Raw genomic sequence first — 25,648 nt, 5'->3', positions numbered from 1 at the left:
TGTGAAATGGAGGAATGCATGATGGGCTTGGGAATGAGATGGATAATTTGTGTGGTTTTTTTTGTAGTTGTTCAATTTTCAGACTTAGGAATGGCAGGCGAGATTCAAGGTAAAAATGGTGAGAGTCAACTTATAGCGCTTGAAAGTAGTTCCCAATTTTTTATGGACAAGAAGTTCGGTGTGGGACCCTCTCCTATTCCTATACAAGACTTTGTACGGCAACCTTTTCCTTCCCCTCTCACGGTTGAATATTTTAAGAATATACAAACCTATGCACAGGATCAGACTGCGATTCCTGAACTTAGAAAATTATTAAGGGATGGTTGTAAAGGAAAAAATATCGACGAGCGTCTGTGCTCAAACATTGTCACTGTTCTGGGTGTTCTGGCCACTCCTGAAGCTTTGTCTGGGTTAAGGGAATTCCTGGAACAAGGAAGCCAAGAATCTGATTTGCGGGTCAAGACCGATGCAGTTCGAGCCCTGGGGGTCTGGGCTAATATTCGAGACCAAATGTTGAATTTGAACGGTCAAGATACAGGGGGAGCAAATGACAAGGAATCTGGCGAATTAATAAAAAGTGTCTTAGGAGAATTGGTCAACCAGGCAAGTGAGGGACTTGAAAAGTCTGATGGTTCTGATAGTCAAACACCAAGACAATCACTTACCGACGGAGATGGTGTGGCGGAATCAGTCACCCCCAAAAGTGTTGCCTTTTCTACAAAGCTTTTGAAGGACTTGCCGAGGGATGACCAAACGATATGGCTTAGGCGTTTAAGACGTGCCGCCATTCAAGGTTTGGCATTCTCGGGAAGCAAGGGAGTGCTTCATTTAGAGAATGGGAGGAAAGGTCCAGATGTGAAGTCCTATTTGGAAAGCCTTCTAGCCGAAGCCAAGGTCGGAACATCATTTCGAGCTTTCATGTTGGAAATATTGAGTGCTCACAATATTATCGCAAGAGTGGGAATAGAGTGTTACTTTGAACAAAAAAAGGATCAGGATACAAGTGATGAGTGTAAAGCTAAATGGGTAGGGAACAAGAGCGAGAAATTACAGTGAAGCCTGGTCCATGAGTAGTAATGAATGTAAGGAACTATATCGAAAATGGTTCACTAATATAACTTTTTTACTCACCAATGACTTTATAAGGCATAACTCAATTGCCAAGGAGGTCAGGAATGCTGAAGTTATCAGAAATGCTGAAGCTAGGTGTGGTGTTCATATTTTTCTCGCTATTTTTGGTTAGTTGTGGGCACCCATTTATTTCCATTGAGGTGCGAACAGGCGGGGAAGTTGTTTATCCCTACCAAAAACCCAAAGTCGATGGCCCGGAAGCTGGCTGTGGGTGGCCATATACTGTGTGCCCTGGAAAATTTTCTGGGGGGAAAGTGGTTGACAAGAAAGAGGTTCCTCCATTCACTTTTTATCGGTTACAAAGTGGGGAGGAATTTAATAATGTTACAGTACCTCCAGTGGTTGTTGAGGGAACAATAGAGGTGGGTGACGCTGTGGAAATTCAGATATCAAACGATGGAACAACGACTATGAAAAAAGCTAGCTAACCTTTTGTGGTATATGCCACAAAGGGAAAAATTATGTTTAGACGATTCCAGAATATTTTCTGAATATAAGGGATAGTATTGTGGGGTAAGCAAAATGGAAATGCGAGCGTGGTCCTTTAGAGATGTATTTCTGAACGCCGGCTGGTTGGGCCGAGTATTTCCTTATCCTCAAGATAAAACACCCCCCCAACCTTTATATTCTCTTCCACAAGTAAACTCGTTTTTTCCCTTAGGCCATTCCAGACCGGTTTTTGTGTTAGTCTTGAGTAGTGTCTTCCTTTTGGAGCTTTTCTATAGTTCAACTTTTGGGCAGGTAGTCACCAATATCACACCTGATGGGTCGATGGGAACCAATGTACCTGCTGGGTGCAATGTGTGCAACATTACTGGTGGGACCCGTCCTGATAATGGTTCCAATCTGTTCCATTCTTTTGGTCAGTTTGATGTTGGGACAACCGGAGTTGCAAATTTTCTGAATGATTCGGCGCTACCGACCTCCAATATCCTGAGCCGTGTGACGGGTGGCAATCCTTCGAACATTCTCGGGACGATTCAGACTCAAGGTTTTGGGAATGCCAACTTATTCCTCATGAATCCCGCAGGAATCGTATTCGGGAAGGATTCTACTTTGAATGTGGGCGGGGCCACCCATTTCACCACCGCCGATTATTTACAACTCAGCGACGGGGTGCAATTCACCGCTCTTCCCGGTGCACAGGATGCGCTGCTGAGTATTGCGCCGGTTGCAGCATTCGGATTTCTTGAATCCAACCCGGCTTCTTTAATGGTTGACCGCAGCACGTTGTCGGTGGAAGCAGGAGAAACCTTATCGCTGGTAGGAGGAAATATCGAAATTTCTGGAGGAAACCTCAACAGCCCGGACGGACAAATTAATCTTGTCAGTATAGCCTCTCCTGGCACAGTTACACTGGGTGATGGGGCCGACATCCAAGTAAATGCGACACAACTTGGTCCCATAGGCCTATCTGACAATGCCTCGGTCAAGGTGGACGGTGCAGTGGGTGGGCAAGTGATTATCCGGGGTGGACAATTAACCCTAGATAATGCAGGTATCTCGGCCAATACGTTAGGGTTACCCGATGGTCAAATTTCGAATGCTCCCTCTACGTCCAAAGGAGGAATTAATATCCAAGTGACGGAAGACATGATCGTAAAAAATATATCGTTAATACAGGCTGATGTGTTTGGTGGATCAACCAATGGGGGTGATATCATTCTCAATGTCGGGGGCAGCCTGGAAATTTTGGGTGGCAGGTTTGACCCTCAACTCGGCCCCTTTGACACTTTTTCGGGAATTAGGTCTTTTGCATTTGGAGGAGTGGGAAATGCAGGGGATATTGAAGTGAATGCGAATAAGACCTTGATTGACGGTGAAATAGTAGGAATGTGGAGTGTGGCCTTCTCAGATGCAAATACGGGGAACATTCGTCTGCACACCAATGGATTGGAAATTATAGGAAGAGATCCCTTTCCTTCTTTTATCTCAGCAACTCCAGTGGGAGCTGGCCAGGGGGGGAACTTGGATATTGTTGTAGCCGGGAATATCTCCCTTGATAATGGGGCTGCGATATCGGCACCAATCGTGGGGAGTGAAAACGGCGGAAATATCACAGTTGAAGCCAAAAACCTGAAATTGACCAATGGATCCACCATTCAAACAGGAACTTTTGGAGCGGGCAATTCAGGCAAAACCACTGTTATATTATCGGAAAACTTGGATATCAGTAGTGGTTCTTTTATTGGGTCTCTGGTTGATGTCAATTGTCCAGGACCTTGCGGTGCGGCTGGTGATCTGAAAGTGGAAGCCCACGACATCACAATTCAGGGTTTCCGAAACGCTGTCGACCCTCTGAGTTCTCCTGAGTTTACGGGCATACGAACTCGATCTGTTGCGGAATTAGGAGGGAATGTGGATATCTCTGGGAACAATCTTTTTATATCGGATAACGGTGTAATTAGGAGCGCATCGATTGGTTCTGAAAGGGCGGGAAACATTACCCTTAGTTTAAATGGGAATTTAGAGTTGAATACCAAGGGCCAACTTCTTGCCACGGCAGAAGGATCTGGAAATGCTGGAGATATCACCGTATTGGCAAAAAACATCAATCTTTCAGGAGAATCCTCAATTAGGACAGAAAGTACTTCTACTGGGAATGCAGGAACCATTCAACTCACTGCTGCTGACACGATCCTGATGGATAAGTCCACCGTCACCGCGGAAGCGGCTCAAGCTTCAGGCGGCAATATCAAGTTCACTGCTAACGAGATGATTCAACTGGTCGACAGCACCATTTCCAGCTCGGTACAAGGGGATGAGAATACGGCCGGAGGCGATGTCACGTTAGATCCGGATTTCATCATTCTCCAAAACAGCCAAATCCTGGCCAAGGCCGTGGCGGGGAAGGGGGGCAATATCAACCTGGTTGCGAGCAAGGCGGTCTTATTGGATGCGCAGAGTACTCTGGATGCCTCTTCGCAAACGGGCATCAGCGGCTCGGTCACGATTGAGTCACCCATTCAGGTGCTGAGTGGGACGATCGCGCCTCTGCCCGATCAGCCGGTGAACGTGGCCACGCTGTATGCGTCCCGCTGTGTGGCGGGAGAAGGGGGCCACTTTAGTACCTTTGTGGATTCCAAATCCGATAGTGTGGCGCCCACGCCCGGGACATTCTTAGCCAGCCCGGTCCTGCCGGTCACGGATGCGTCACAGCACGCGATGGGGCATGACAACCGAACACCTACTTCGGAAGTGAGTCTATCCGGTCACGAGGCGCCGATTCATTTAACGGCGTATACGCCGCCCGTGTTGTTCGCGCAGGCTACAAGCCAACCTGTTCCCTGTCCATAAAGGCAGGACATGAAGATTTGGCGCTCGATTCCACTCGGGCTTTGTCTCGCACTTCCCGGGGGAGTGGCCTATGCTCAGGCTCCCCCACCCATCACCTCATCGGGACTTAATACCCAGGTCAGTGCGCCGGTGAGCCTTCCAGGAGGAGCGGTTCAGCACAATATCACCGGCGGAACGAGGCCAGGGGGCGGAGACAACCTGTTCCATAGCTTCGGGGAGTTTGGCGTTCCGACGGACAATATTGCCAACTTTCTGAACGATGCGGCGCTTCCGACCACGAACATCTTGAGCCGCGTGACCGGTGGTCATCCCTCGAATATTTTTGGAACCATTCAAACCGAGGGTTTTGGGAACACAAACCTCTTCCTCATGAACCCGGCTGGGATTGTGTTTGGGTCGAATGCCTCCCTGAATGTTGGTGGCGCCACCCATTTCACTACAGCCGATTATTTGAAACTGAGCGACGGGGTCCAATTCACCGCTCTTCCCGGTGCACAGGATGCGCTGTTGAGTGTAGCTCCAGTCGCCGCGTTTGGATTTCTTGAATCGAATCCTGCTCCTATTTCGGTTGAAGGGAGTACGTTATCGGTATTAGACGGACAAATGCTTTCGCTCGTCGGGGGTGACCTCACGATCGGCAGCGGGCTCAATGCACCGGGAGGGCAGATTGCCCTAGCTAGTGTGGCCTCACCGGGCGAGGTATTGGCCGGCACTTATGCAAGCTTCCCAAACATCAATGGCCAGTCGTTCACCATGATGGGGAGTGTTACCTTATCGGAAGGCGCGACGCTGAATGTGTTTGGCGATGCCGCTGGCACGGTCATTATTCGTGGTGGTCGGCTGGTAATGACCGATGCCAGGATCTCAGCCGACACCGAAAATCAAAATGGGGCTACCACGGCCATTGACATCCAGGTCACAGGCGATATGTCCATCGCCGATACTTTGGGTCTTCCTGCCCTGACTGCTCAAGCCACCGGTGCTGGCGATGCGGGCGAAGTGAAGATTTCGTCCAATAATCTTGACGCCACGTCAAGTTCATTAGATTTATTTTTTTCTCTTATTGATACCCATACGTCCGGTAGCGGAACAGGCGGTCAGGTTAGCATCACGACCCCAGGAGAGCTGAATGTTACCGGGAACCCGACTGGACAAATGTTCTTTATTGATACCGGGACCAGAGGGGATGGTGGTGGTCATGGCGGTGCCATATCGATTGCTGCAGGGAATATTCAGTTAGAGAACACTTCCATTAATTCCGGCGACTTCATTGCTCGTCAACTTGATTTTGCTCTTGGGTCTGGCGGTGATGTGACGATTATTGCCGATACGCTTCAAATGACGCGTTCCCTTATCGCCTCAGATGGGTTTTTTGAAGGGAAAGCGGGGGATCTCACTATTTCCGCCCGTAATATTCAATTAGAGAATTTTAGTCAGCTCTCTCTTCAAGAGTTTGGAGGTGGCGGGGTTCTGACGATCACCGCCGACAGGCTGATCGCGGATAATTCTCAAATTGAACTAGAGACTGTGGGTGGCCGAGGGGCTGGTATTTCGTGGCCGGGTGTCACAATCAACGCAAATATTGTGGAGTTGCAGAATGGGAGTGCCGTTCGAAGTCAAACGGTTGGGGATGGAAATGCGGGGGATATTCATATAACGGCAAGTGATCATGTGCTGTTTTCAGATGATTCTTTGGCATTGGGAACGGAAAATCGTCCATCCGGCCTTTTCACCAATTCCCAGGGAAATGCCGGATTAGGCGATCAAGGTCTGTCAGGAACTATTACCATTGAGACTGCAAAGCTTGAAATATCAGGTGGGGCACGAATCGATAGCACGACTCAAAGCAGTGGAAGAGGTGGTGATGTCACTATTGCCGTAACCGATTCCATCTTTCTTACAGGGCAAAGGACAATTCCGGTGCTTTCAGACCAATTGTTTGGTTTAGGCACTAGCCTTTCCAGTGGAGTCTTTGCCCGCACGGTTGGTAGCGAATTCTGCACCGGACCTTGTGGTAATGCCGGGAATATCTCGATGACGACCGGCTCGCTGAACGTGAATGATGGGGCAGCCATTAATACTGGGACAACAAACAATGGGGTGGGTGGAATCATTACCGTGAATGCGACCAACAACATTTCCATTGCCGGCACCTTGGATGATGGCACCTCGGGCGGCGTGTTCAGCCGGACCACGGGGACGGAGCCCGGCTCCGGGGCCGGCGGGGCGATCGCCTTGACCGCTGGGCAGAACTTCATTCTCAGTGACGGGGCGACGGTCTCGGCGAGTAGCGACGGTCCGGGCATTGCTGGAAATATCACAATGACCGGCCATGACACGATTCTGATCGACAAGGCCATCGTGACCACAGAGGCGACCCAAGCTTCAGGCGGCGAGATCAAGCTCACCGCCAATGACAGGATTCAATTGGTTGACAGTACCATTGAAAGCACGGTCAAAGGGGATGCCAAGACCGTGGCGGGTAATATCGGGTTAGATCCGGATTTCATCATTCTTCAGAACAGCCATATTCTGGCTAAGGCGGTGGACGGGCAGGGTGGCAATATTACGTTAATTGCGATCAAGGGTGTGTTAGTGGATGCGCAGAGTACACTGGAGGTCACCTCTGAAAGGGGAGTCAGTGGCACGGTCAATATTGAGTCACCCATTCAGGTGCTGAGTGGGACGATCGTGCCGCTGCCCGATCAGCCGGTGAACGTGGCCACGCTCTATGCGTCCAGCTGCGTGGCGGGGGAGGGCGGCCACTTTAGTACCTTTGTGGATTCCAAGTCCGATAGTGTGGCACCCACCCCCGGCACATTCTTAGCCAGCCCGGTACTGCCGATTACGGATCCGTCACAGCACGCGATGGGGCCTAACAAGCAGGCAGTTACTTCTGAAATGAATCTATCCGGTCACGAGGCGGCGATTCATTTAGCGGCGTATACGCCGCCGGTGTTGTTCGCGCAGGCTTCAGGCCAACCTGTTCCCTGTCCATAAAGGCAGGACATGAAGATTTGGCGCTCGATTCCACTCGGGCTTTGTCTCGCACTTCCCGGGGGAGTGGCCTATGCTCAAACTCCCCCACCTATTACATCCTCAGGGCTTAATACGCAGGTGAGTGCGCCGATGAATCTTCCTGACGGGGCGGTGCAGCACAATATCATCGGCGGGACGAGACCAGGTGGCGGGGCTAATCTCTTCCACAGCTTCGGGGAGTTCGGGGTCCCAACAAATAACACTGCCAACTTTCTGAACGATTCGGCGCTTCCGACCACGAACATCCTGAGCCGCGTGACCGGTGGCAACCCCTCGAACATTTTTGGGACCATTCAAACCGAAGGCTTTGGAAACGCAAACCTCTTCCTCATGAATCCGGCTGGGATTGTGTTTGGTCCCAATGCCTCCTTGAATGTGGGCGGGGGTACTCACTTCACCACGGCCGATTATTTGCGGCTTGCCGACGGCGTGCAATTCACCGCCATGCCAAGTGCGCAGGATGTGCTACTGACGATTGCCCCTATTGCCGCATTTGGATTTTTAGAATCGAACCCTGCCTCGATTTTAGTTGATAGAGGTACCCTGTCTGTGGCAGAGGGACAAACGCTTTCGCTTGTGGGGGGAGACATGACGATCAGGGGTAGCCTCAAGGCCCCGGGAGGAAAAATTGCCATCGCGAGTGTGGCTTCTTCAGGCGAGGCACCGATAACCGGCTCCGGCAGCGTGGAACTTTTTGATGGTGTGGGGCAGTCGCTGTTTCCCACGCTCGGGGGTATCGTGGTGGAACCGGGGTCTCAGGTTGAGGCCGGTGGGGATCCTGCCGGCACGATCTATATTCGTGGAGGCAATCTGATGGTGGCAGGGGGAAGGGTGGACGCAAACGCATTGAATGCGCCTGCGGCACCGATTGGATTGGATGTGCAAGTCTCCGAGGACGCGGTCTTTTTGGGCGGGTCTTTCGGCGAGTCATTTGTCGGCACCAGATCCGAGGGATCCGGGAATGCGGGTGCTGTCCTGATCAAGGCGAGGAACGTATTCATGAAGGGAAATGAGTCGGGACCAATGATCTTGGGGTCGTCCACCTTTGGGTCTGGTAATGGCGGCGATGTGACGGTAATGGCCTCGGAATCTGTCACGGTGGAGGGTAGCTATACGCAGTTAGGCGCGGGGACAGAGGGAGGCTCCGGGTCCGGGCAGAATGGGGATGTCCTGGTGGAAGCCCCACTGGTGAATGTCCAAGGTGGGGGAATCTTTAACCGAGCCATCGGGACAGGACAGGCTGGCAGGCTTACGATCAAGGGTGAGGACGTCATCGTCACGAGTCGTCCAGAAATTGATCTGTTTTCCATTGGCCGGGTTGATACGCAAACCTTTGGACCTGGAACCGCCGGTGATCTGACAATCTCGGCCACCAATTCCGTTTTGGTGGAGAACGCTGCTCTTATTCTTGCGGATGCGTTAGGAACGCAGACAGACGCCGCCGATGGTGGAAATATCCTCATCGAGGCCCCGACAATTAACATCATCCAAGGCGGACAGGTCAACACCAGTACTATCGGACCCGGACAAGGCGGGTCAATTACGCTCAGGGCCTCAGAGTCCATCACCGTTTCTCGAATTGGACAGATTCTCGCTGAAACACGAGGAACCGATGTGAATGCCGGAGATGGAGGGCAGGTTCATTTGGAAGGACCTGTAGTCAACATCATCGAGGGGTCTCTCATTCGTACCCGGTCTTTTGGGCCTGGGAAAGCCGGGGATGTTGTTGTGATCGGGAGTGATCGTGTGAACGTATCCGGTATTGGGAAGCTGTTTGTGTCCACAGGTCCACCCCCCTTATATGCTGAGGGTGAAAAACGGGTTTGGTCGGAAGGAAATCCATTTCCTGACTTAGTCAAATTCCCGGATGGCACGACCATTACCGATGGCGCGACCATTACGGTTGAGCTGTACCCTCCAGAAATTCTCAGTGGGTCAGAAGGTACCGGGTCCGGCGGGAATATTCACATTCACACCCCTGACCTTTTGTTGAGAGATCAAACCATCATCAATGCCGAAAACACTGCTGACGGAAATGCCGGGAATGTCCTCCTCGCGGTAGGAAAACTGCTAGCTGATGGTGGTACCAGTATTAGTACTTCAAGCACCGGGGCGGGTCGTGCAGGCAGCATTATCACACGGGGCATGGGTGGTGCGGGAACTCTTCCCTCCGAAGTCACAATGGAAAGTAGTTTTGTGAGCACATCCGCCTCCGGGACGGGAGCTGGTGGGGAAATTTTGATTGGCACCACTGGAGCGAATCCCCTCATTCTGACCAATACCACGATTTCCGCTTCAGCGAATGACGTGCCCCAGGGTCACCCAACTGACCAAGGGCTTGCCAATCTGACGTTGCTTGGTCAAAGCATCACCAAGACCGGCGGACGGCTTATCGCAGAAACCACTGGTACGCGAAGAGGCGGTGATATCATCATCCGGGCAAATCAAAGCACCCGTTTGACCAATACCGAAGTCTCGGTGCAAAGCACCGGCTCTGCCAATGCCGGAAAAGTTTTGATCGAGGCAGGCCGGATCGTGCAGGTGCGAAAAACGCATGTTTCCGCCGATGCGGCTCAAGCCTCCGGCGGCAATATCAAACTGATCGCCAACGACACGATTCACCTGGTCGACAGCACCATTGAAAGCACGGTTAAGGGGAATGCCACAACCGTGGCGGGTAATATCGAGTTAGATCCGGATTTCATCATTCTTCAGAACAGCCATATTCTGGCTAAGGCGGTGGACGGTCAGGGTGGCAATATTACGTTAATTGCGAGCAAGGGTGTGTTAGTGGATGCGCAGAGTACCCTGGAGGTCACCTCTGAAAGGGGAGTCAGTGGCACGGTGAATATTGAGTCACCCATTCAGGTGCTGAGTGGGACGATCGTGCCTCTGCCCGATCAGCCGGTGAACGTGGCGACACTTTATGCTGCCCGCTGTGTGGCGGGGGAAGGCGGCCACTTTAGTACCTTTGTGGATTCCAAATCCGACAGTGTGGCACCCACGCCTGGGACCTTTTTGGCCAGTCCATTTCTCCCCCAAGTGAGGTTATTCTCTGGGAGTGTATTGGGTCAGGCCGACACGCCCTCCGGTGTTTCCGATATCGACCAGACTCCTCCTATCCAGTTGGCGGCTTATTCTCCTCCTGTGCTGTTCGGGCAAGGTGATGGGATGGCTTCTGCCTGTCCTTGAATTCTATTGTGGGACTTTAGAATATACCCTCCTGTTTAACTTCTCTCGTCTGAATTATTTTCTAAAGAATTTCCCGACATCGTCCTGCCTGGGGATGTATTTCACAGTCAGATTTCTAAAACTTGTCATGTCCGGTAGGAGCCTGTCGGACTTCGGATGAATCGGCTGCAAAAGTGCCTAAGCGGTCCATATTTCGCCGCTTCCTTGGCCCATAGTCCCACTATGGGCCGGCAAAATCGTCAAAATCTGCCCTCGCTCAGCCACATTTTCGCTATCGATTCCCAAAGTCCGACAGACTCCTAGTTATTGCCGGAATCTCTTGGTTTCGGGTCAGATGGATTTTGCTAAGGACCCGCAGAGATGACGAAGAGGGAAGGGGGAAAGAGGAGAAAGGTATCATGCAGAACACTGTCATTCGTTCCGATTCGACAGAAAAAACACCCATGCTACTGCCAGTCCGATTACGCAGCTTATCGAGGTTCCGAGGGTGATAATTTGATAAAGTTCATAGATTTGCATGATAGAAACCTTATGACCGATAGAGGGAAGTGCCTTATTGAATATCTGGTGATCGTTCTGGTTACTTCTCTTTAAAGCAACCGTGATGCCGTTTTGGCGAGAGAGCTATGCTGTAGGATTATCATGAATGAATCCATATGTTTATGAACGAAATAGCCATGCCAACCGCGAATTCGGCGTTCAATCCTGTTTGTCTCCCTGAACACAAGGTTGTCATCCTGTCAATTTTCGTTTCTCTCTGATTGAGCGAAGGGAAAGAGTGTGTCGCGAAAGGTGCGAAACGTTTGTGTCAGGAGCACTTCAACGTACGGTTGGCTCCACCCACAGGCCGACGGGGATGACGAGGAGAACGGAGATGATAGGGATCATAAGAATTTAGGGTTCTACACCCTACAGCGCTTATTATTCTGAACAGATGAATCCTGATGGGGTCTGTTGAAAAAAGCCGCCAGCGGTGTTCTCGCCATTTTTCCGTGCTCACGTACTAGAAGTACGCTCTGCGGGCAAAACAAAAGTTGTGCTCTTCGGGACACGGCAGGCAATTTGCGGCCTTCCCTTCGGCATGACTCAAGGCAGGACTGGACGAACCCTTCGGGAAGACTCAGGGCATGCTTTTTTGAACCGCCTCGAGGCCTCTTTTATGCAACGAGCCTGTGGGGCAATATGCCCTTGTATGCAACCTGCCTGTGAGGCAATATGCCCTTGGAAATTGGTTTTATTCAACATTCTCATTCTTCGTTGTACTCAGCATGCCAATTTAATGACGGCTTAACGGATTATGGCTTGGACGCTGAATGGCGGAATGGTGAAATCGAGGTTTTTTCTTGTTATTTGCCTCGATTTGATAGGAAAAACACCCATGCAACCGCCAGACCGATTACACATGTTATCGATGTTCCGATGACGATGTTTTGGTAAAGCTCGTAAAGTTGCATGATAGAAACCTCTTCCAACTGAGATGAAAGTCTCCTCAGTGTTTCCGTTTAATTTATGTTGTTACTTCTTAATCAAAGCAACCATGGTGCCGTTTGGAGATAATTTCATTGTGGTGAGAATTTCATCTTTAAAATTAATAACTTGCGAGTTAAAAATCCACCAAAATGGTGGGTTTGTTTTTTTATTTGTGTTTGTCTAAGTGGTCACGTCGTTGTCACCGTGTCAACGACTGACCTTCTTGAAGCGGCATAAATCAGTAATTAAGCCTGAGCGGTAAGTGAGAACCGGCCGAGGTGACCGGGAAGGGGATCAAGGCCTTAAAACGAACAGGAGCGGAAGATAGATCGTTTTATCGGACGGGTAGAAGCAGGATCAGGCAAATGCGGGCTGGACGTGACGGCCTGATTTTTGAGAAAGGCGGCTTTCGACGCAAGGCCAAAAAACGCCTTGCCCAACTCGGGATCAGTCTGGGAGATAAACGATTAAAGCCAGTTGTTGATCAGGAGGAACGGTGCCCAATAACTGGGGTGCCGATAGATGGGATGGTCGAGTAGAGATACTTGAGCTTCACGAAGGGCCTGGGCTTTGGAGAGCGATGATTCTTTGAGCCGGACGTAAAATTCATTGATCAGGATTGAGGATGCCTGGTCATTGATAAACCATAAGGTGGCCAAGGCGCTTCGCGCCCCCGCTTTCACGGCCACTCCGGCCAGGCCTAGAGCGGACTGATCGTCTCCGGCTGCCGTTTCACAGGCGCTCAATGTTAAGAGATCCAGGGGGACCTTGCGGAATTGAAATAACCCGATGAGTTCTCTGAGATGATCCATGCTCAGTTTTTTGTCATACGTTAGGATGAAAGAATTTTTCGGCTCCTTTGCAAATTTTCCATGTGAGGCTATATGAATAATCGTAAAGTTTTCCTCTTTCATGTCCTGTTCAAGATTGGGAATGCGGAATTCTTCGTTTAAGAGAGTTTTCCCGCCAAAGAGGTCTTGAAGTTCCCTCACCTCCTGTTGGGTATTAGGGAGGGGTGAAAATCCTTGCACGCCTTCGGACAGTCCAATCGACAACAGATTGACCTGCTCCCGATCCAGGGGATGGGCATCGGTAAGCGTCAGTCCCGGAGTCGTCGCGATGGCATATTTTTGAATGAGGAATTTTTCTCCGTCATGGAGAGGCCCCATGGGAATGGTTCGCAATGGTCCATCCGGGACGAAGACGAGCGTTTGGATCCCGAATTCACTCAGATACGGTTCAAGCGGCCGGATAAGGAGGTCATACAGGGCCTGCGCATGAGGTAGATATTGATGGGTGGTCCGTTTTTCCAATAAGGTCCGGAACAGGTGAATTTTTTCTGTCAGGTCACGTTCTTGGACCGGAACGGTGATTTTTTTCATCGTTCCTCCAAGGCTTATCAGCAGGGCCATCCGGTCAGGGAAGAGTATGGGATAAATAATCGCTGTGGTGTCGGATACTTTATCGATGGCTTGAATTCTTCCCCTGTTCGCTTCCACGCAATCATCTTTGAAGTAATCCTGGAGCTCTGCGGCCTTGAATGCTTCAATGGTATCCCGGGTGTGGAACAGGAGTCCTTCTTTTCTTGAGGCGTCTGTCGCTTCGTCAGCTTGCTGGAGCAGCAGGGACGCGGTTTCAAAAAATAACGCTCCCAGCGATTCTCGAAACGATGCCGGGTTCTGGGGGAGCCCGACAGACAGTTGCTGACGAATGGGTTGGAGCGTATCGATGGCTCGCTGGTAGGCTGAAATGGCCTCGTCCGTCCGACCCAGATTTTTGAGGTGACGGCCCATGTTCCATTCCCAGCGATAGAGAGCTTCCGGGGCCTGGCCTTGTTGACTCGTCCGAATCGCCAATTGAGTGAGTTGGAGAGCTTCTTCATGGCGTGCCCCTTCTTCATACAATTCTCCTAAAAATCCCCACCCATAGGATTCATTTTTCCAGTCCCCAATTTTATTCGCGCTGCCTATGGCTTCGCGAAACGACTCAGCGGCTTGCGTGAATACCGTGGCATGCTCCTCTGTGATTTGGTGGCTAAGGTCCCTCAATCCCATTCCGATGGTGAGCAGGTTTTGAATTTTGTCATGTGAGTCCGGAAGTGTTCGTGTTTTTTCCAATGCCTGTTGCAGGTGGGTTTTCCCATTTTGTGCGGACTGCTGCCTGATTTCCACCAGGGCAGCATTGATCATGGCTCGAATGGAGAGAGGTCGCAAATCCAGTGAATCAGCAAGAATGCTGGATTCTGTATACGCCGCAAGAGCTTCTGTGTCGTTCCGGCGAACCGCATGGGCATTGCCCAGATCATTGAGGATGGCAGCCATGAGAGGTCGATCTTCGATTTCCCTGGAGACCTTCAGCCCCTGTTGCAGGATCTCGAGTGCCGAATCCACCTCTCCCACACTGAGATGCAAGGTTCCCAATTGGCTGAGTGCCTGGGCCATCAGGCGGGGCTGGGTGGTCTCCTGGGCTGATTGAACGGCTGTGCGAAGGAGTTGTTGCGCCCGTTGGTATTGGCCCATATCGAGCAGGGCTCTCGAGAGATAAATGAGCGATTGAATGTGATTGGAATGATCTCCGGATTTTTCATAGATCTGGGCGGCTTGAGTCCAGGACCGGGCCGCCTGTTCCAACTGGCCCTGCTGATACTGCCGGCTTCCCTCCGCCATCAAATCTTGAGAGGACAGTTCAGCCGCAACGGTACTCGTCATCCCTATCCCGCCGACTCCCAGGAGAAAGAACCAAACTCCAAGACCACAACGCGAAAAGTTGGGAAACCCGCAAGTTCGGGACATTGCCGACCTCTTCTTTGAAGTCATCTATTCCTTCACAATCCCATTTTAGGAATTGCCGTCAATAAGGTCAAAGCAAGGGTTTCCGATTCGGGGCGGCTTTGAGGGTTCTCGTGGATCTGGTTGTGAATTTGGAGGAGGAAAGGGATTTTGACTATGAAGATCTATCGTCAGCCTCTTCAGCTTCTGAGGATGAACCCTTCTCTTGAAATTGTTCTCAAAGTAGACACACAATACACCAGGTAGACAGGTGGGATATCCAAACAACTTAGACGCAAAGACCATGTGAGAGAGGGTATTCATGAAATCTTTTGGAATAGCACGGGGTTCCAAACGATTGTCTCCGAGTGAAGAAAATTCGCCTTGTGGAACGAAGCTTGCCTTATGTAGCTGTATTCATAAGTGGCAGCAGATCTGAGATCGTCTTACGTGAAAACGTACCGGCAGATCGGTCCGGACGAAGAGAGGAGGACCATCATGAGCCAGATGATGACACGATGCAGGTGGGTGGCTGTCATAGGCGTGACCCTTGGTCTGAGTGTTCAGGCCATGGGAGGAGCGGAATTCACCGACCAGGTTAACCGCACCCATATGAAGGATGTCGCGTCTATAGCCATTGAACCAGGGTTTCTGGAGGAGACACTCCCTTCTGTGGATCGGCAGGTTGTTCAAGCATCCGATGACAAGCAGACGGCTTCATCCCGGAAGGAAGCGTTGTACCAACCTCCACAACGAGGGGCTCCGGGAGGACGGGTTGGTGGAGGTACCAGGGGTCCTATGACAGATCTTCCGTTACTGTTGGCCTTGGCTCCAGATCACATAGGATTGACGAGTGAGGTGCAGCCACGATTGGTGTGGTATTTATCAAAGCCGACAACCTACCCTTTAGAATTTACCCTTATTGATGAATCAGGGGTGACACCGATTATTGAGAAGCGGCTTTCCTCTCCCGCTGAATCCGGGATTCACATTATTCAGTTGGCTGATTACGATCTGAAACTGGAGAAGGGGAAAACCTATCAATGGTTTGTGTCTCTGGTCTCTGATCCCGAGCATCGATCGGCAGATATTATCGGCGGAGGAATGATTGAAGTGGGTGATGTTCCGGCCTCGCTGACCGAGGAATTAAGGAACGCCAATCCGGTTGAAGCGACGAGATTATGGGGGCAAGCCGGATTTTGGTATGACGCGATAGGCGTGATTTCCACCAACATTCAGTCTGATCCTTCAGATGCCGAGATGCATCATGTACGGGCGTCCTTGCTTGAAGAGGTTGATTTGGATACGCCGGCGCAAGTGGATCGCCAACATGGATTATGACTGCGGCTGTTTGAAAATGGGAATTGGAGGTGTTAATGGGCAAGTCCACGAGGGTCTTGTCTGGGCGGGTGTTGACAGGACCAGAAATTTCCCCCAGTCCGTGATGCCCGTGTGTTTTTGAGCCTGCGCTTTCTGTCCTAGGGGGGCAGGTTCTCTTTCCCCCTTTCATCGTACCCGCAGTTATGGAACCTGTCCCCGCCGTTGTGGCGGGGGCAGGTTTTTTTATGTCTGTCCGTTATCTCCCGCTGGACTGTTATCCGACAACAGTTCACGCACTCCTCAGGCTAGACCTCACGCCTCATTTTAGCTGCGGATTTTCCATGTTGAAGCAGGCACGAATGGCGATCGTTCGTCTCTCTCATCCGAATTAAGTTTCATCCTGTCGGGCCGATACTGACTCAAAAGGGGTGTGGCCAAAACTAGACCAACCCTGAGGCGTTTTCTCGATGAGTTATCAAACCGGTCCTCGTTCGTTCATGCTGCCATGTTTCTCCTCCATCTGAATAAATTCCAAAGGTTTTTACTCGCATGGTCCCTCCTGTTGGGAACGATATGGTCTGTTCAGGAATCTCTCGCGAATACCTTGGACATTGCTCCTCCCTTATTGAGTTTTCAGGTAGACGTAGACGAAGAAATTCATGATGCATTGAGGGTCTCTTTGCCGGCGCCGTTTTTGGGGAAAGGCCGGGGGGTGAGGCTCTCGGTTGAAGACATGTACCAGGACCCTGTATTTGCCGACGTGTATTTTGATGATGTCCGGTCTTCCATTCATGGCGGTGTCGAAGATTTTCTCCACCAAACAGTCGCGCTCCTGAAACAGGAAGACCGGTGGGGATTACGAATTGAAGGACATTGTGATTCGCGAGGCCCGTCTGCCTATAACCTCGCCCGGGCCGACTATCATCTGAGATCCCTTGCCGGGTTCCTGGTGCAGTTGGGGATTCCCTCCGGGCGAATTCATCCGGTGAATTTTGGACAGACTCCTTTTTCCTGTCAGAGCGGGAGTGAACGATGTCAGGAAGATAACCTTCGCGCGGAACGGATTTTTTCTATCCTGTCTGTGAACCGTTTTCAACGAGGGTGTCTGGCGCGATTACGTCTTGTCGCCGGAAAGGATTCGGATCGAGCAACTGAATATTTGAAGCGGCCGCCTTATTTGCAACGCATTCAACTTGCGTCCCCTGTCATCACTTCTTTCCGCTGAAGGCGTTTTATCTATCGCGTTCTTTCCATGAACGAAAAAGCCTGTGTTTTTCCGAGAACAAACGGCTGCCTAGGAGCCTGTCGGAATTAGGAAGAATCGGCTGCAAAAGTGTCTCAGCGGTCCATATTTCACCGCTTTCTTGGCCCATAGTCCCACTATGGGCCTGCAAAACCGTCAAAATCTGGCCTCGCTCAGCCGCTTTTTCGCTTTCGATCCCCTAAGTCCGACAGACTCCTAGTGAACACCTTTCTATTCAGAAGGGCTACAATATATCCAGGACAAATTCCCAATGCACTCCCTGATCCTGAACGCCTCCACCAGGAGGATCCTCCACGTGATTCAACTGTTGCCCCCAATATAGACTGGCATGTGCCCGATTGAAGAAGGAAAACCGGATTCCTGCGCCAATACTGGCCAGGGTCTGCGGATCGGGTGTATTGCGTTTGGCTTCCCATGACCGTCCCACATCTATGAAGGGAGCCAGTGCCACCGCCACCTTTGGACCAAAAAAGCTGGGAAACATCGGGATTCGTGACTCTACGTTAAACAGAAACGCATTATCCCGCACCAGAAAATTTTCCCAGTATCCCCGGACGCTGTACCGGCCGCCGACGGCAAATTGTTCCAGTGCGAATAAGCTGTCGTTGGCAATCTGCAAGGTCAGTCCACCGAGAAATTCGATGCCGAGAGGATCTAGGCGTCGGACATATTGGGCCTGGCCTAACCAGACAAAAAATTCCCCATCCGGATCATCAGAGTTTTGTTTATTGTTTGTGGCATTCAGTACGTCTAATCCCACACTGAATCGAGATCGAACCGCGAGGACCTGATTGGATTCCCGGTGAATCCATTCCTGCCCGAACCGGAGGGCTGACACGATAGCTTTGCCGTTGTTGGTAGCCCCAGGCTGGAAGGAAAATCCCGTTCCGCCAAGGAAACTTTGATTTTCCAGGTGTTCTCCGATGAGGGAAAGGGCAATTTCGTCATTGAGTGTACGATAGACGGGTTGACGCAAAGCGATTTTGTATATTTGGGACTTGGTCCTGATGTCCAGATCATCGAATGGTTTTGTGACGACGTTAAAGTCATTGAACCGGAAATTCAGTTCCAGGGTGGTATCCCGTGCCGTGAGCGGGATGATGTAGTTGGCTTCGATGAGAGGCCGCAACCCCTTGGATTGGCCATAGGTAAAGCGAAAGGCATCCCCCAATCCGAACGGGTTCTGCACAGCGATATTTCCGAGACCCCGAGACTCGCCAACTGTTGGTGATTGAAAGTTGTTGAATTCTACCCACGCATTGAAGGGGGAAGCTTCCTCGACTTGCACATGGAGGACCCCTTCGCCTGGTTTCAGACCTGGTTTCAGCTCCGTGTTCAATCGTTCCGTACGAGGGTCTTGGAGGAGGAGTTGGAGTTTTTCTTTCAACGGATTGATGTTGAGCGGTGGTCCGCTGCTCAGGGCAATCCGGTCTTCAAAATAAAAGGGTAGAAAATATTTGGTGCCTTCGATTTGGATGTCCGTCAGTTTTCCCTCAATAATCTGAATGGTGACGACTCCATCCTGTAGTGTCTGGTCGGGGATCACCGCTCCGGAGTTTACATATCCTTTATTGACATAGAGCAAAGTTAAGGCCCGGCGCAGTTCCTCAAGATCATTGGTGGACAACTCACTGTTTTCGTAAGGGGCTGTGACTTTAGCTAGTTCCTCCGCTGAAAAGACGGTGCTCCCCTCAACTTGAATTTTCCGGACCATAACCCGAATCTGAGGAGGGGCCCCTTTCATTTCAGGAATGGTTTCCACTGGAGGCAGTGTGATATCAGGGGCAGGCTTTGGGAGCAGAGGCTCGGTTTTCTCCTCTAGAGGCGGGGGTTGGCCGAACCGTCCGGTGGGATCAAAGCCTGGCTGGACCTGCGCGAAGAGTTGATTATATTGTCCTACTCCCGGCAAAAATTGTAGGGATAGGATGAGGAAAACAGGAAGTCCTTTTCCAATATCAGCCACCCGGATGATCCGGTTGACGGATGCATTGAAGAGGGGCTTTGAACCAAACAACGTATTCCTCGCTGCCATGAGTGGCATTCATTAGAAGAGGTTGTCCGCTGTATGGGTTTTTTATACAGGAAGAAGTCAATAATTGCTAGGGACTTATTTGATCCACGATGAGTCTGGTAATGGGCCCTATTTAAGTGTGGACCTCATTGTTCCAAGAAGTTCGGACGGGAAAATGTGGGGAGAGTGCAAGAGGACATCCTTCTCATCCCGTGTCTCGTATAAACAACCGTGTTTCCTTAGTGGCTTTCTTTGACAAGATTTTTATTCCATGCCGGGATTTCAATGATGAGGTCCTTTTCCCCATTCGGGACGCACTGGCACCCCAGTCTTGATTGCAGGGTAAGCCCGGGAGCTTCATCTAATTGGTCATTTTCGTCATCCGTGGCCTCGTTGCAGGTGTCCAGCCCCTGCTTCACAATGATATGACAGGTTGAGCAGGCACAGACTCCGCCGCACGCATGTTCCACATCTATCCCATTTCCCAACGCGATATCGAGGACGCTCCCAGGCAATCCAGTCTCCCCATAGGGGAACTTTTCCGGGTCAACCTCAATTTCAATGGGCTTTTCAGGTGTGATAAAGGTGAGTTTGAATGGTTTTTTAGCGACTGCAGTTTCGCTTTTCTCAATATATGGATTGCTGCCTCCCATTTAAATCTCCTTACAAATCAATGTGTTGAAAATAAATTTTCAAAAATAGTTCATGGTTGATTATTTTTGTACTTGCTAATTCCGACTAAATAGATCTCCGACCATTTTAGTCTTGACTGATTCAAGAGGTCAATGATATGTTAAATACGATCATATAAGTCGGCATTATGTCAAGAAAAACACAATAAATAGTATTACTTAATTATGATGAAGCTTTCGAAAAAAGCAGACTACGCCCTGATGGCTCTCCAGTATATGGCCATGGTCCGATCTGGAGAAACCAGTCCTTTTAATCCGAACAGGGTCGTCAATACCAAAGAAATTGCTGAGGAACATCATATTCCTCTGGAGTTATTAGCTAAAGTGCTTCAAACCCTGGCTAAATATGACATGGTGGAAAGCCAAAACGGACCAAAGGGAGGCTATCTCTTGGCCCGTGAGCCACGGGAGATTTCCATCGCGCAGGTGCTGGAAGCTATTGAAGGCCCACTGGGTATTGCGGATTGCTACCATGAAAAAGATGAACACGCCTCTTGTGAGCAAATTGAACATTGTAATATCCGGACGCCTCTGTTGCGCGTCCAAGAAAGCATTTTTCATTTACTTAGTAGCATGTCTATTGAAGATATGATGGCCGAGCCACCCTTAATCATTGTGGAATCTCGTAAAACAAAAGGAGTTCAATTATGAAGTTGCCTATATATTTGGATAATCATTCAACGACCCCCTGCGATCCTCGGGTGCTTGAAATGATGCTCCCCTTCTTCACTGAGAAATTCGGGAATGCGGCCAGCCGGAATCATAGTTTCGGTTGGGAAGCTGAAGAGGCCGTGGAATTGGCCAGAAAGCAGATTGCACATCTAATCCACGCCGATGCCAAAGAACTTATTTTTACCAGTGGGGCAACGGAATCGGATAACCTGGCCTTGCAGGGCGTGGTGGAGATGTACCGGGAAAAAGGCAATCATATCATTACAAGTTCGACGGAACACCGGGCGGTGATTGATACGGCGAAATATTTGGAAAAGAAGGGGATTAAGGTCACTTTCCTCCCCGTTGATAAAGCCGGCATGGTGAGCCCTGATGACGTACGCAATGCCATTACCGACCAGACGATTTTAATTTCGATTATGATGGCCAACAATGAGATCGGGACGATCAATCCTGTGGCGGCCATCGGAAAAGTTGCTAAAGAAAAAGGTGTCCTTTTCCACTGTGACGCGACACAAGGGGTGGGAAAAATCCCTGTGAATGTTCAGGAAATGGGAATTGACCTGATGTCCTTTACCGCCCATAAGATTTATGGTCCCAAAGGCGTAGGGGCCCTATATGTCCGACGTAAGGCGCCAAGAGTGAGGTTGGAGGCGATGATGTATGGTGGGGGCCATGAGCGGGGTATGCGTTCGGGAACCTTGCCTGTGCCGCTCATTGTCGGATTTGGGAAAGCCTGCGAACTAGGTGAGCAGGAGATGTCTACGGAGTCTGTTCGTATGGCCAAGATGCGCGATCGCCTTCAAGAAGGCATTATGAAGGGTATGGATGAGGTCTATTTAAACGGGCATCCGACTGAGCGGTTGCCGAACAATCTCAATATTAGTTTTGCGTACGTCGAAGGAGAGGCGTTGCTCATGGGGGTCAAAGAAATTGCGTTGTCCTCCGGTTCGGCTTGTACGTCGGCCACGCTTGAGCCGTCTTATGTGTTGCGTGCCCTGGGAGTTGGATCGGATTTGGCCCATTCCTCGATCCGCTTTGGGCTCGGTCGATTTAATACCGATGAGGAGGTGGATTACACTATTGATCGAATGATCAAGGCTGTCACGCATCTTCGAGAGATGTCCCCGCTCTATGAAATGGCCAAGGAAGGGGTGGATTTAAAAAGCGTTCAATGGGCTGCTCATTAATTGATATACTTGAAGAAAAGATGTTCAAAATGGGTTTAAAAATACACTGTCATACCAAACAACAAAGGGAGGGATAGTCCATGGCCTATAGTGAAAAAGTCATTGATCATTACAACAATCCCCGTAATGTGGGAAGTTTTCAAAAAGATGCTGACGATGTCGGAACAGGCGTTGTCGGAGCCCCGGAATGCGGAGATGTGATGAAACTCCAAATTAAAGTCGAGAACGACACTATTGTGGATGCCAAGTTCAAGACATTTGGGTGTGGGTCGGCCATTGCCAGTTCCAGTTTGGCGACTGAGTGGCTCAAGGGAAAAACCTTAGAAGATGCTCAAAAAATAAAGAATACGGATATTGTCCATGAATTGAATCTCCCACCCGTCAAAATCCATTGTTCCGTGTTGGCGGAAGATGCCATTAAAGCGGCGTTGGGGGATTACCAGAAGAAAACGGGAGAGAAAAAGCCTAAGCCGGAAGCAGCCGCTACCTCATCCTAGCTCAGAGAACTGTTCACGATTTGTTGTAGGGAGAAATGGCGATGGATACAAAAACCACGGAAAACAATTCAACGGTTGCTATGACCGATGAGGCGTTGAAAGAGGTCAAGCGGTTATTGGACCTTCAGGGAATTACTGAGGGTGGTCTTCGATTGGGAGTGAAAGGTGGCGGCTGTTCGGGGTTGAGCTACACCGTCAACTTCGATGACAAGATCGGGGAGTTTGATACCGTCACTGAAGTGGATGGCGTAAAAGTGATCGTCGATGCCAAAAGCGCCATTTATCTCCAGGGGATGACTTTGGATTATCAAAAGGACATGGTGAGTGGTGCCTTTAAATTTATCAATCCTAATGCCACAAAGACATGTGGATGCGGAGAGTCGTTTTCAGCATAAGACCAATTTTCTTCAGTCACATATCACATAGCACATAGTGACGTAACAACTCGGGCATGGGGTAGTTCACCATGCCCGAGTTGTCAGAGCCAGAAACCATGGAACACCGACATCCAACCACGATAAAGGCCAGGGAACTTCCCATGGCCCGCAGTATGTGCTGGCATTGCCAATCTGAAGTCACGGGAGAATATCTCTGTGGGCAATGCGTCAAAGTTCAGCCGCTTTCAAAGGACTTGGACTATTTTGCCTGCTTTCAACTCCCTCGTCTGTTGAACATTGACGAACAACAATTGGAGCAGACATTTTATGAATTAAGTCGGACTTTTCATCCGGATTTTTATTCCACAAAAGATGAATCGGAGAAAGCCATTAGTTTAGGAAATTCCGCTTTTCTGAATGCCGGCTATCGCACACTCAAGGATCCCATTCTGCGGGCGGAATATTTGATCAGGTTGGAGGCTGGAGCGGTGAAAGATATTCGATCGAATCCCCCGGCGGATTTGTTTGAAGAAGTTCTTGAGCTGCAAGAAGATTTGGAAACATTCCGACAGCTGGCCCCCAATGGCGCGTCACCTGAGCTTGAGGCCCTTCGGGAAAAGTTGCAAGGCGAACGAGAGCGTTTGGAAAACCGCCAGGCTAAAATGGAAGAGTCCCTGAAGGATCAGTTCAAACAATGGGATCAGGTTCAAGCCCGCACTCCCCTTCCAGGAGAGGCGCGTGAGGAAAAAAATTCTATTTTGCGTGCTATGCAGGAAATTCTTTCTAATCGAACATACGTGCGGAATATGGTCAACGATTTGCTCGAAACCACGGGCTAATCTTTTCAGCTAAAAGGGAATATATTGTGAGTCGCATTGTTGGTATTGATTTAGGAACGACGAATTCGCTGATCGCCTTTATGGATAAGGAAGGGCCACATGTCATCCCCGGCCCGGATGGGCAGACTAAAGTGCCTTCCATCGTCGGGTTAACTGATAATGGGATGATCGTGGGAGAGCCGGCAAAAGCCCATTTAATTCGAGATCCTTCCCGTACCATTTATTCCGTGAAGCGGTTCATGGGCAAGGGGCTGGATGACGTGAAGGACGACCTGAAGTATTTTCCTTATCAGCTTCATGAAAAAAACGGGGTCATTCGAATTGAAATCGGAGACAAAACCTTCTCTCCCCCTCAAGTGTCCGCCATGATTCTGAAAGAATTAAAACGGCGAGCTGAGGATTATTTAAAGGAAGACATCTCCAAGGCTGTGGTCACCGTTCCGGCGTATTTCAATGATAGTCAGCGGCAGGCCACCAAAGATGCGGGTATGATTGCCGGGTTAGAGATCCTGCGTATCATTAATGAGCCGACAGCCGCTTCCTTAGCCTATGGCCTGCAAAAAAAGACACAAGGTCTTATCGCGATCTATGATTTGGGCGGAGGGACGTTTGATATCTCTATTCTCAAATTAAAAGATGGAATCTTTGAAGTTCTGGCAACGAATGGGGATACCCATTTAGGGGGAGATGATTTCGATCAACTGCTCGTCGATGTGATGGTTGATGATATTTTTCAAACTCAAGGCCTTAGGGTCGGGGAGAATCCCGATTTAATGCAAACCGTTCGGTTGGAGGCGGAACGTGTCAAAATCCGGTTGTCGGATGAAACCCAAACTCAGGCGGTGATAGAGCTTCCCAATTCGACGTATGAAAAGGTATGGACGCGGGAGAGCATGGAAAGCTTAACAATGGATTTGGTGGAAAGAACCCTCGGTCCCTGTCGGCTTGCCCTCAAAGATGCAGACTTAACCGCCAGCCAGATTGATGAAGTGGTCCTGGTCGGCGGGAATACTCGCATGCCACTGGTTTGGCGAAAAGTGGAAGAACTTTTTGGCCAAAAGCCGCACTCTGAATTGAACCCTGACGAAGTTGTCGCGTTGGGGGCGGCTGTACAAGCTGATATTTTAGGCGGGCATACCAAAGACCTGTTGTTACTGGACGTGACTCCCTTGTCATTGGGAATTGAAACGATGGGCGGGGTCATGAGTGCGCTGATCCGTCGAAATACCACCATTCCAACCAGTGCAAAGGAAATGTTTACGACCTATGTCGATGGGCAGACCTCGGTGGATATTCATATCCTCCAAGGAGAACGAGAATTGGTTAAAGATAATCGAAGTCTGGCCCGCTTCCAATTAAAGCTTCCACCATTGCCGGCAGGGGTCCCTCGCGTGGAAGTCAACTTTCTCATTGATGCCAATGGGATCCTCCAGGTGACGGCCAGAGATATCCGGACCGGTGAGGCGCAATCGGTTCAGGTGAAGCCTTCTCATGGACTGACCGACGATGAGGTGGAAGGGATGGTTCGTGATTCTTTCCAATTTGCCACAGAAGACATCAAAGCCCGTCAGATTATAGAAGCACGGAACGAAGCCAATGCGATCATCGTGGCGACCGAAAAAGCTCTGGGGCGTGCAGCGAATTTAATTCAGGAAAAGGAAAAGGAAAGCATTCGTCAGATTTTACGGCAGCTTGGTGAAGTTAAAGACAGGGATGATCATCGTGTCATACGTGCGAAAATTGTTGAGGTTGAAAAAACGACGCACCATTTGGCCGAAGTGTTGATGGATGCCACGTTGAAAGAAGCTCTCGAAAGTAAGAAATTATCCGACGTCATTAAATAATCCCTCAAGAGGGAGACTTTCGGCATGGGCAAAACCCATTAATTC

Annotated in this window: 16 protein-coding genes; 13 read left to right on the top strand and 3 right to left on the bottom strand. The window is 50.1% G+C overall.

The genetic code is table 11. The features are described from left to right. The first annotated feature begins 18 nt into the window (after positions 1-18). From PQG83_RS13345 to PQG83_RS13325, 5 genes are all read left to right on the top strand, one after another. Positions 19-1,056 (top strand): HEAT repeat domain-containing protein, encoded by a 1,038-nt coding sequence (locus tag PQG83_RS13345; RefSeq protein ID WP_312741903.1) that lies wholly within the window; start codon positions 19-21, stop codon positions 1,054-1,056. A 119-nt stretch (positions 1,057-1,175) separates the two neighbouring features. After that, a complete protein-coding gene (locus PQG83_RS13340; RefSeq protein WP_312741901.1) occupies positions 1,176-1,559 on the top strand; it encodes a hypothetical protein in 384 nt (127 codons plus the stop codon). 94 nt (positions 1,560-1,653) lie between these two features. Beyond that, on the top strand, positions 1,654-4,428 hold the full coding sequence (locus tag PQG83_RS13335; protein WP_312741899.1) for a two-partner secretion domain-containing protein: 2,775 nt from the start codon (positions 1,654-1,656) through the stop codon (positions 4,426-4,428). Positions 4,429-4,437: 9 nt separating this feature from the next. Further along, a complete protein-coding gene (locus PQG83_RS13330) occupies positions 4,438-7,428 on the top strand; it encodes a two-partner secretion domain-containing protein (protein ID WP_312741897.1) in 2,991 nt (996 codons plus the stop codon). Between the two features lie 9 nt (positions 7,429-7,437). Next, positions 7,438-10,659, top strand: coding sequence for a two-partner secretion domain-containing protein (locus PQG83_RS13325; protein ID WP_312741895.1), 3,222 nt, complete (start codon positions 7,438-7,440; stop codon positions 10,657-10,659). Positions 10,660-12,596: 1,937 nt separating this feature from the next. Here PQG83_RS13325 and PQG83_RS13320 read toward each other — a convergent pair. Further along, positions 12,597-14,921 carry a CHAT domain-containing protein gene (locus tag PQG83_RS13320; protein WP_312741893.1) on the bottom strand — a complete coding sequence of 775 codons (2,325 nt, stop codon included), beginning with the start codon at positions 14,919-14,921 and terminating at the stop codon, positions 12,597-12,599. A gap of 474 nt (positions 14,922-15,395) precedes the next feature. On the opposite strand from PQG83_RS13320, the gene PQG83_RS13315 reads away from it, so the two are divergent. Both PQG83_RS13315 and PQG83_RS13310 read left to right on the top strand, forming a co-directional pair. Further along, positions 15,396-16,238: a DUF928 domain-containing protein gene (locus tag PQG83_RS13315; protein ID WP_312741890.1), complete on the top strand. Its 843-nt coding sequence runs from the start codon at positions 15,396-15,398 to the stop codon at positions 16,236-16,238. A gap of 541 nt (positions 16,239-16,779) precedes the next feature. Next, positions 16,780-17,442, top strand: a complete 663-nt coding sequence (locus PQG83_RS13310; RefSeq protein ID WP_312741887.1) for an OmpA family protein — start codon at positions 16,780-16,782, stop codon at positions 17,440-17,442. A gap of 262 nt (positions 17,443-17,704) precedes the next feature. On the opposite strand, the gene PQG83_RS13305 is transcribed toward PQG83_RS13310, so the two are convergent. Further along, positions 17,705-19,513, bottom strand: coding sequence for a ShlB/FhaC/HecB family hemolysin secretion/activation protein (locus PQG83_RS13305; RefSeq protein ID WP_312741884.1), 1,809 nt, complete (start codon positions 19,511-19,513; stop codon positions 17,705-17,707). Between the two features lie 218 nt (positions 19,514-19,731). Then, positions 19,732-20,145: a 2Fe-2S iron-sulfur cluster-binding protein gene (locus PQG83_RS13300; RefSeq protein ID WP_312741883.1), complete on the bottom strand. Its 414-nt coding sequence runs from the start codon at positions 20,143-20,145 to the stop codon at positions 19,732-19,734. Positions 20,146-20,349: 204 nt separating this feature from the next. On the opposite strand from PQG83_RS13300, the gene PQG83_RS13295 reads away from it, so the two are divergent. From PQG83_RS13295 to dnaK, 6 genes are all read left to right on the top strand, one after another. Continuing rightward, positions 20,350-20,835, top strand: coding sequence for an RrF2 family transcriptional regulator (locus PQG83_RS13295; protein ID WP_312741881.1), 486 nt, complete (start codon positions 20,350-20,352; stop codon positions 20,833-20,835). Continuing rightward, on the top strand, positions 20,832-22,046 hold the full coding sequence (locus PQG83_RS13290) for an IscS subfamily cysteine desulfurase (RefSeq protein ID WP_312741879.1): 1,215 nt from the start codon (positions 20,832-20,834) through the stop codon (positions 22,044-22,046). Before PQG83_RS13295 ends, PQG83_RS13290 begins: the two co-directional genes overlap by 4 nt. Before the next feature lie 80 nt (positions 22,047-22,126). Continuing rightward, positions 22,127-22,543, top strand: a complete 417-nt coding sequence (gene iscU / locus PQG83_RS13285; RefSeq protein ID WP_312741877.1) for a Fe-S cluster assembly scaffold IscU — start codon at positions 22,127-22,129, stop codon at positions 22,541-22,543. 41 nt (positions 22,544-22,584) lie between these two features. Continuing rightward, positions 22,585-22,938 (top strand): HesB/IscA family protein, encoded by a 354-nt coding sequence (locus PQG83_RS13280; RefSeq protein ID WP_312741874.1) that lies wholly within the window; start codon positions 22,585-22,587, stop codon positions 22,936-22,938. Positions 22,939-23,009: 71 nt separating this feature from the next. After that, the gene (gene hscB, locus PQG83_RS13275) at positions 23,010-23,759 is read left to right on the top strand and encodes a Fe-S protein assembly co-chaperone HscB (protein ID WP_312741871.1); all 750 of its coding nucleotides are present in this window, start codon (positions 23,010-23,012) and stop codon (positions 23,757-23,759) included. Between the two features lie 26 nt (positions 23,760-23,785). After that, a complete protein-coding gene (gene dnaK, locus PQG83_RS13270; protein ID WP_312741868.1) occupies positions 23,786-25,603 on the top strand; it encodes a molecular chaperone DnaK in 1,818 nt (605 codons plus the stop codon). The last annotated feature ends 45 nt before the right edge of the window (positions 25,604-25,648 follow it).

The organism is Candidatus Nitrospira neomarina (assembly GCF_032051675.1).
Classification (GTDB): domain Bacteria; phylum Nitrospirota; class Nitrospiria; order Nitrospirales; family UBA8639; genus Nitrospira_E; species Nitrospira_E neomarina.
This window is presented reverse-complemented; position numbering and strand designations above follow the sequence as displayed.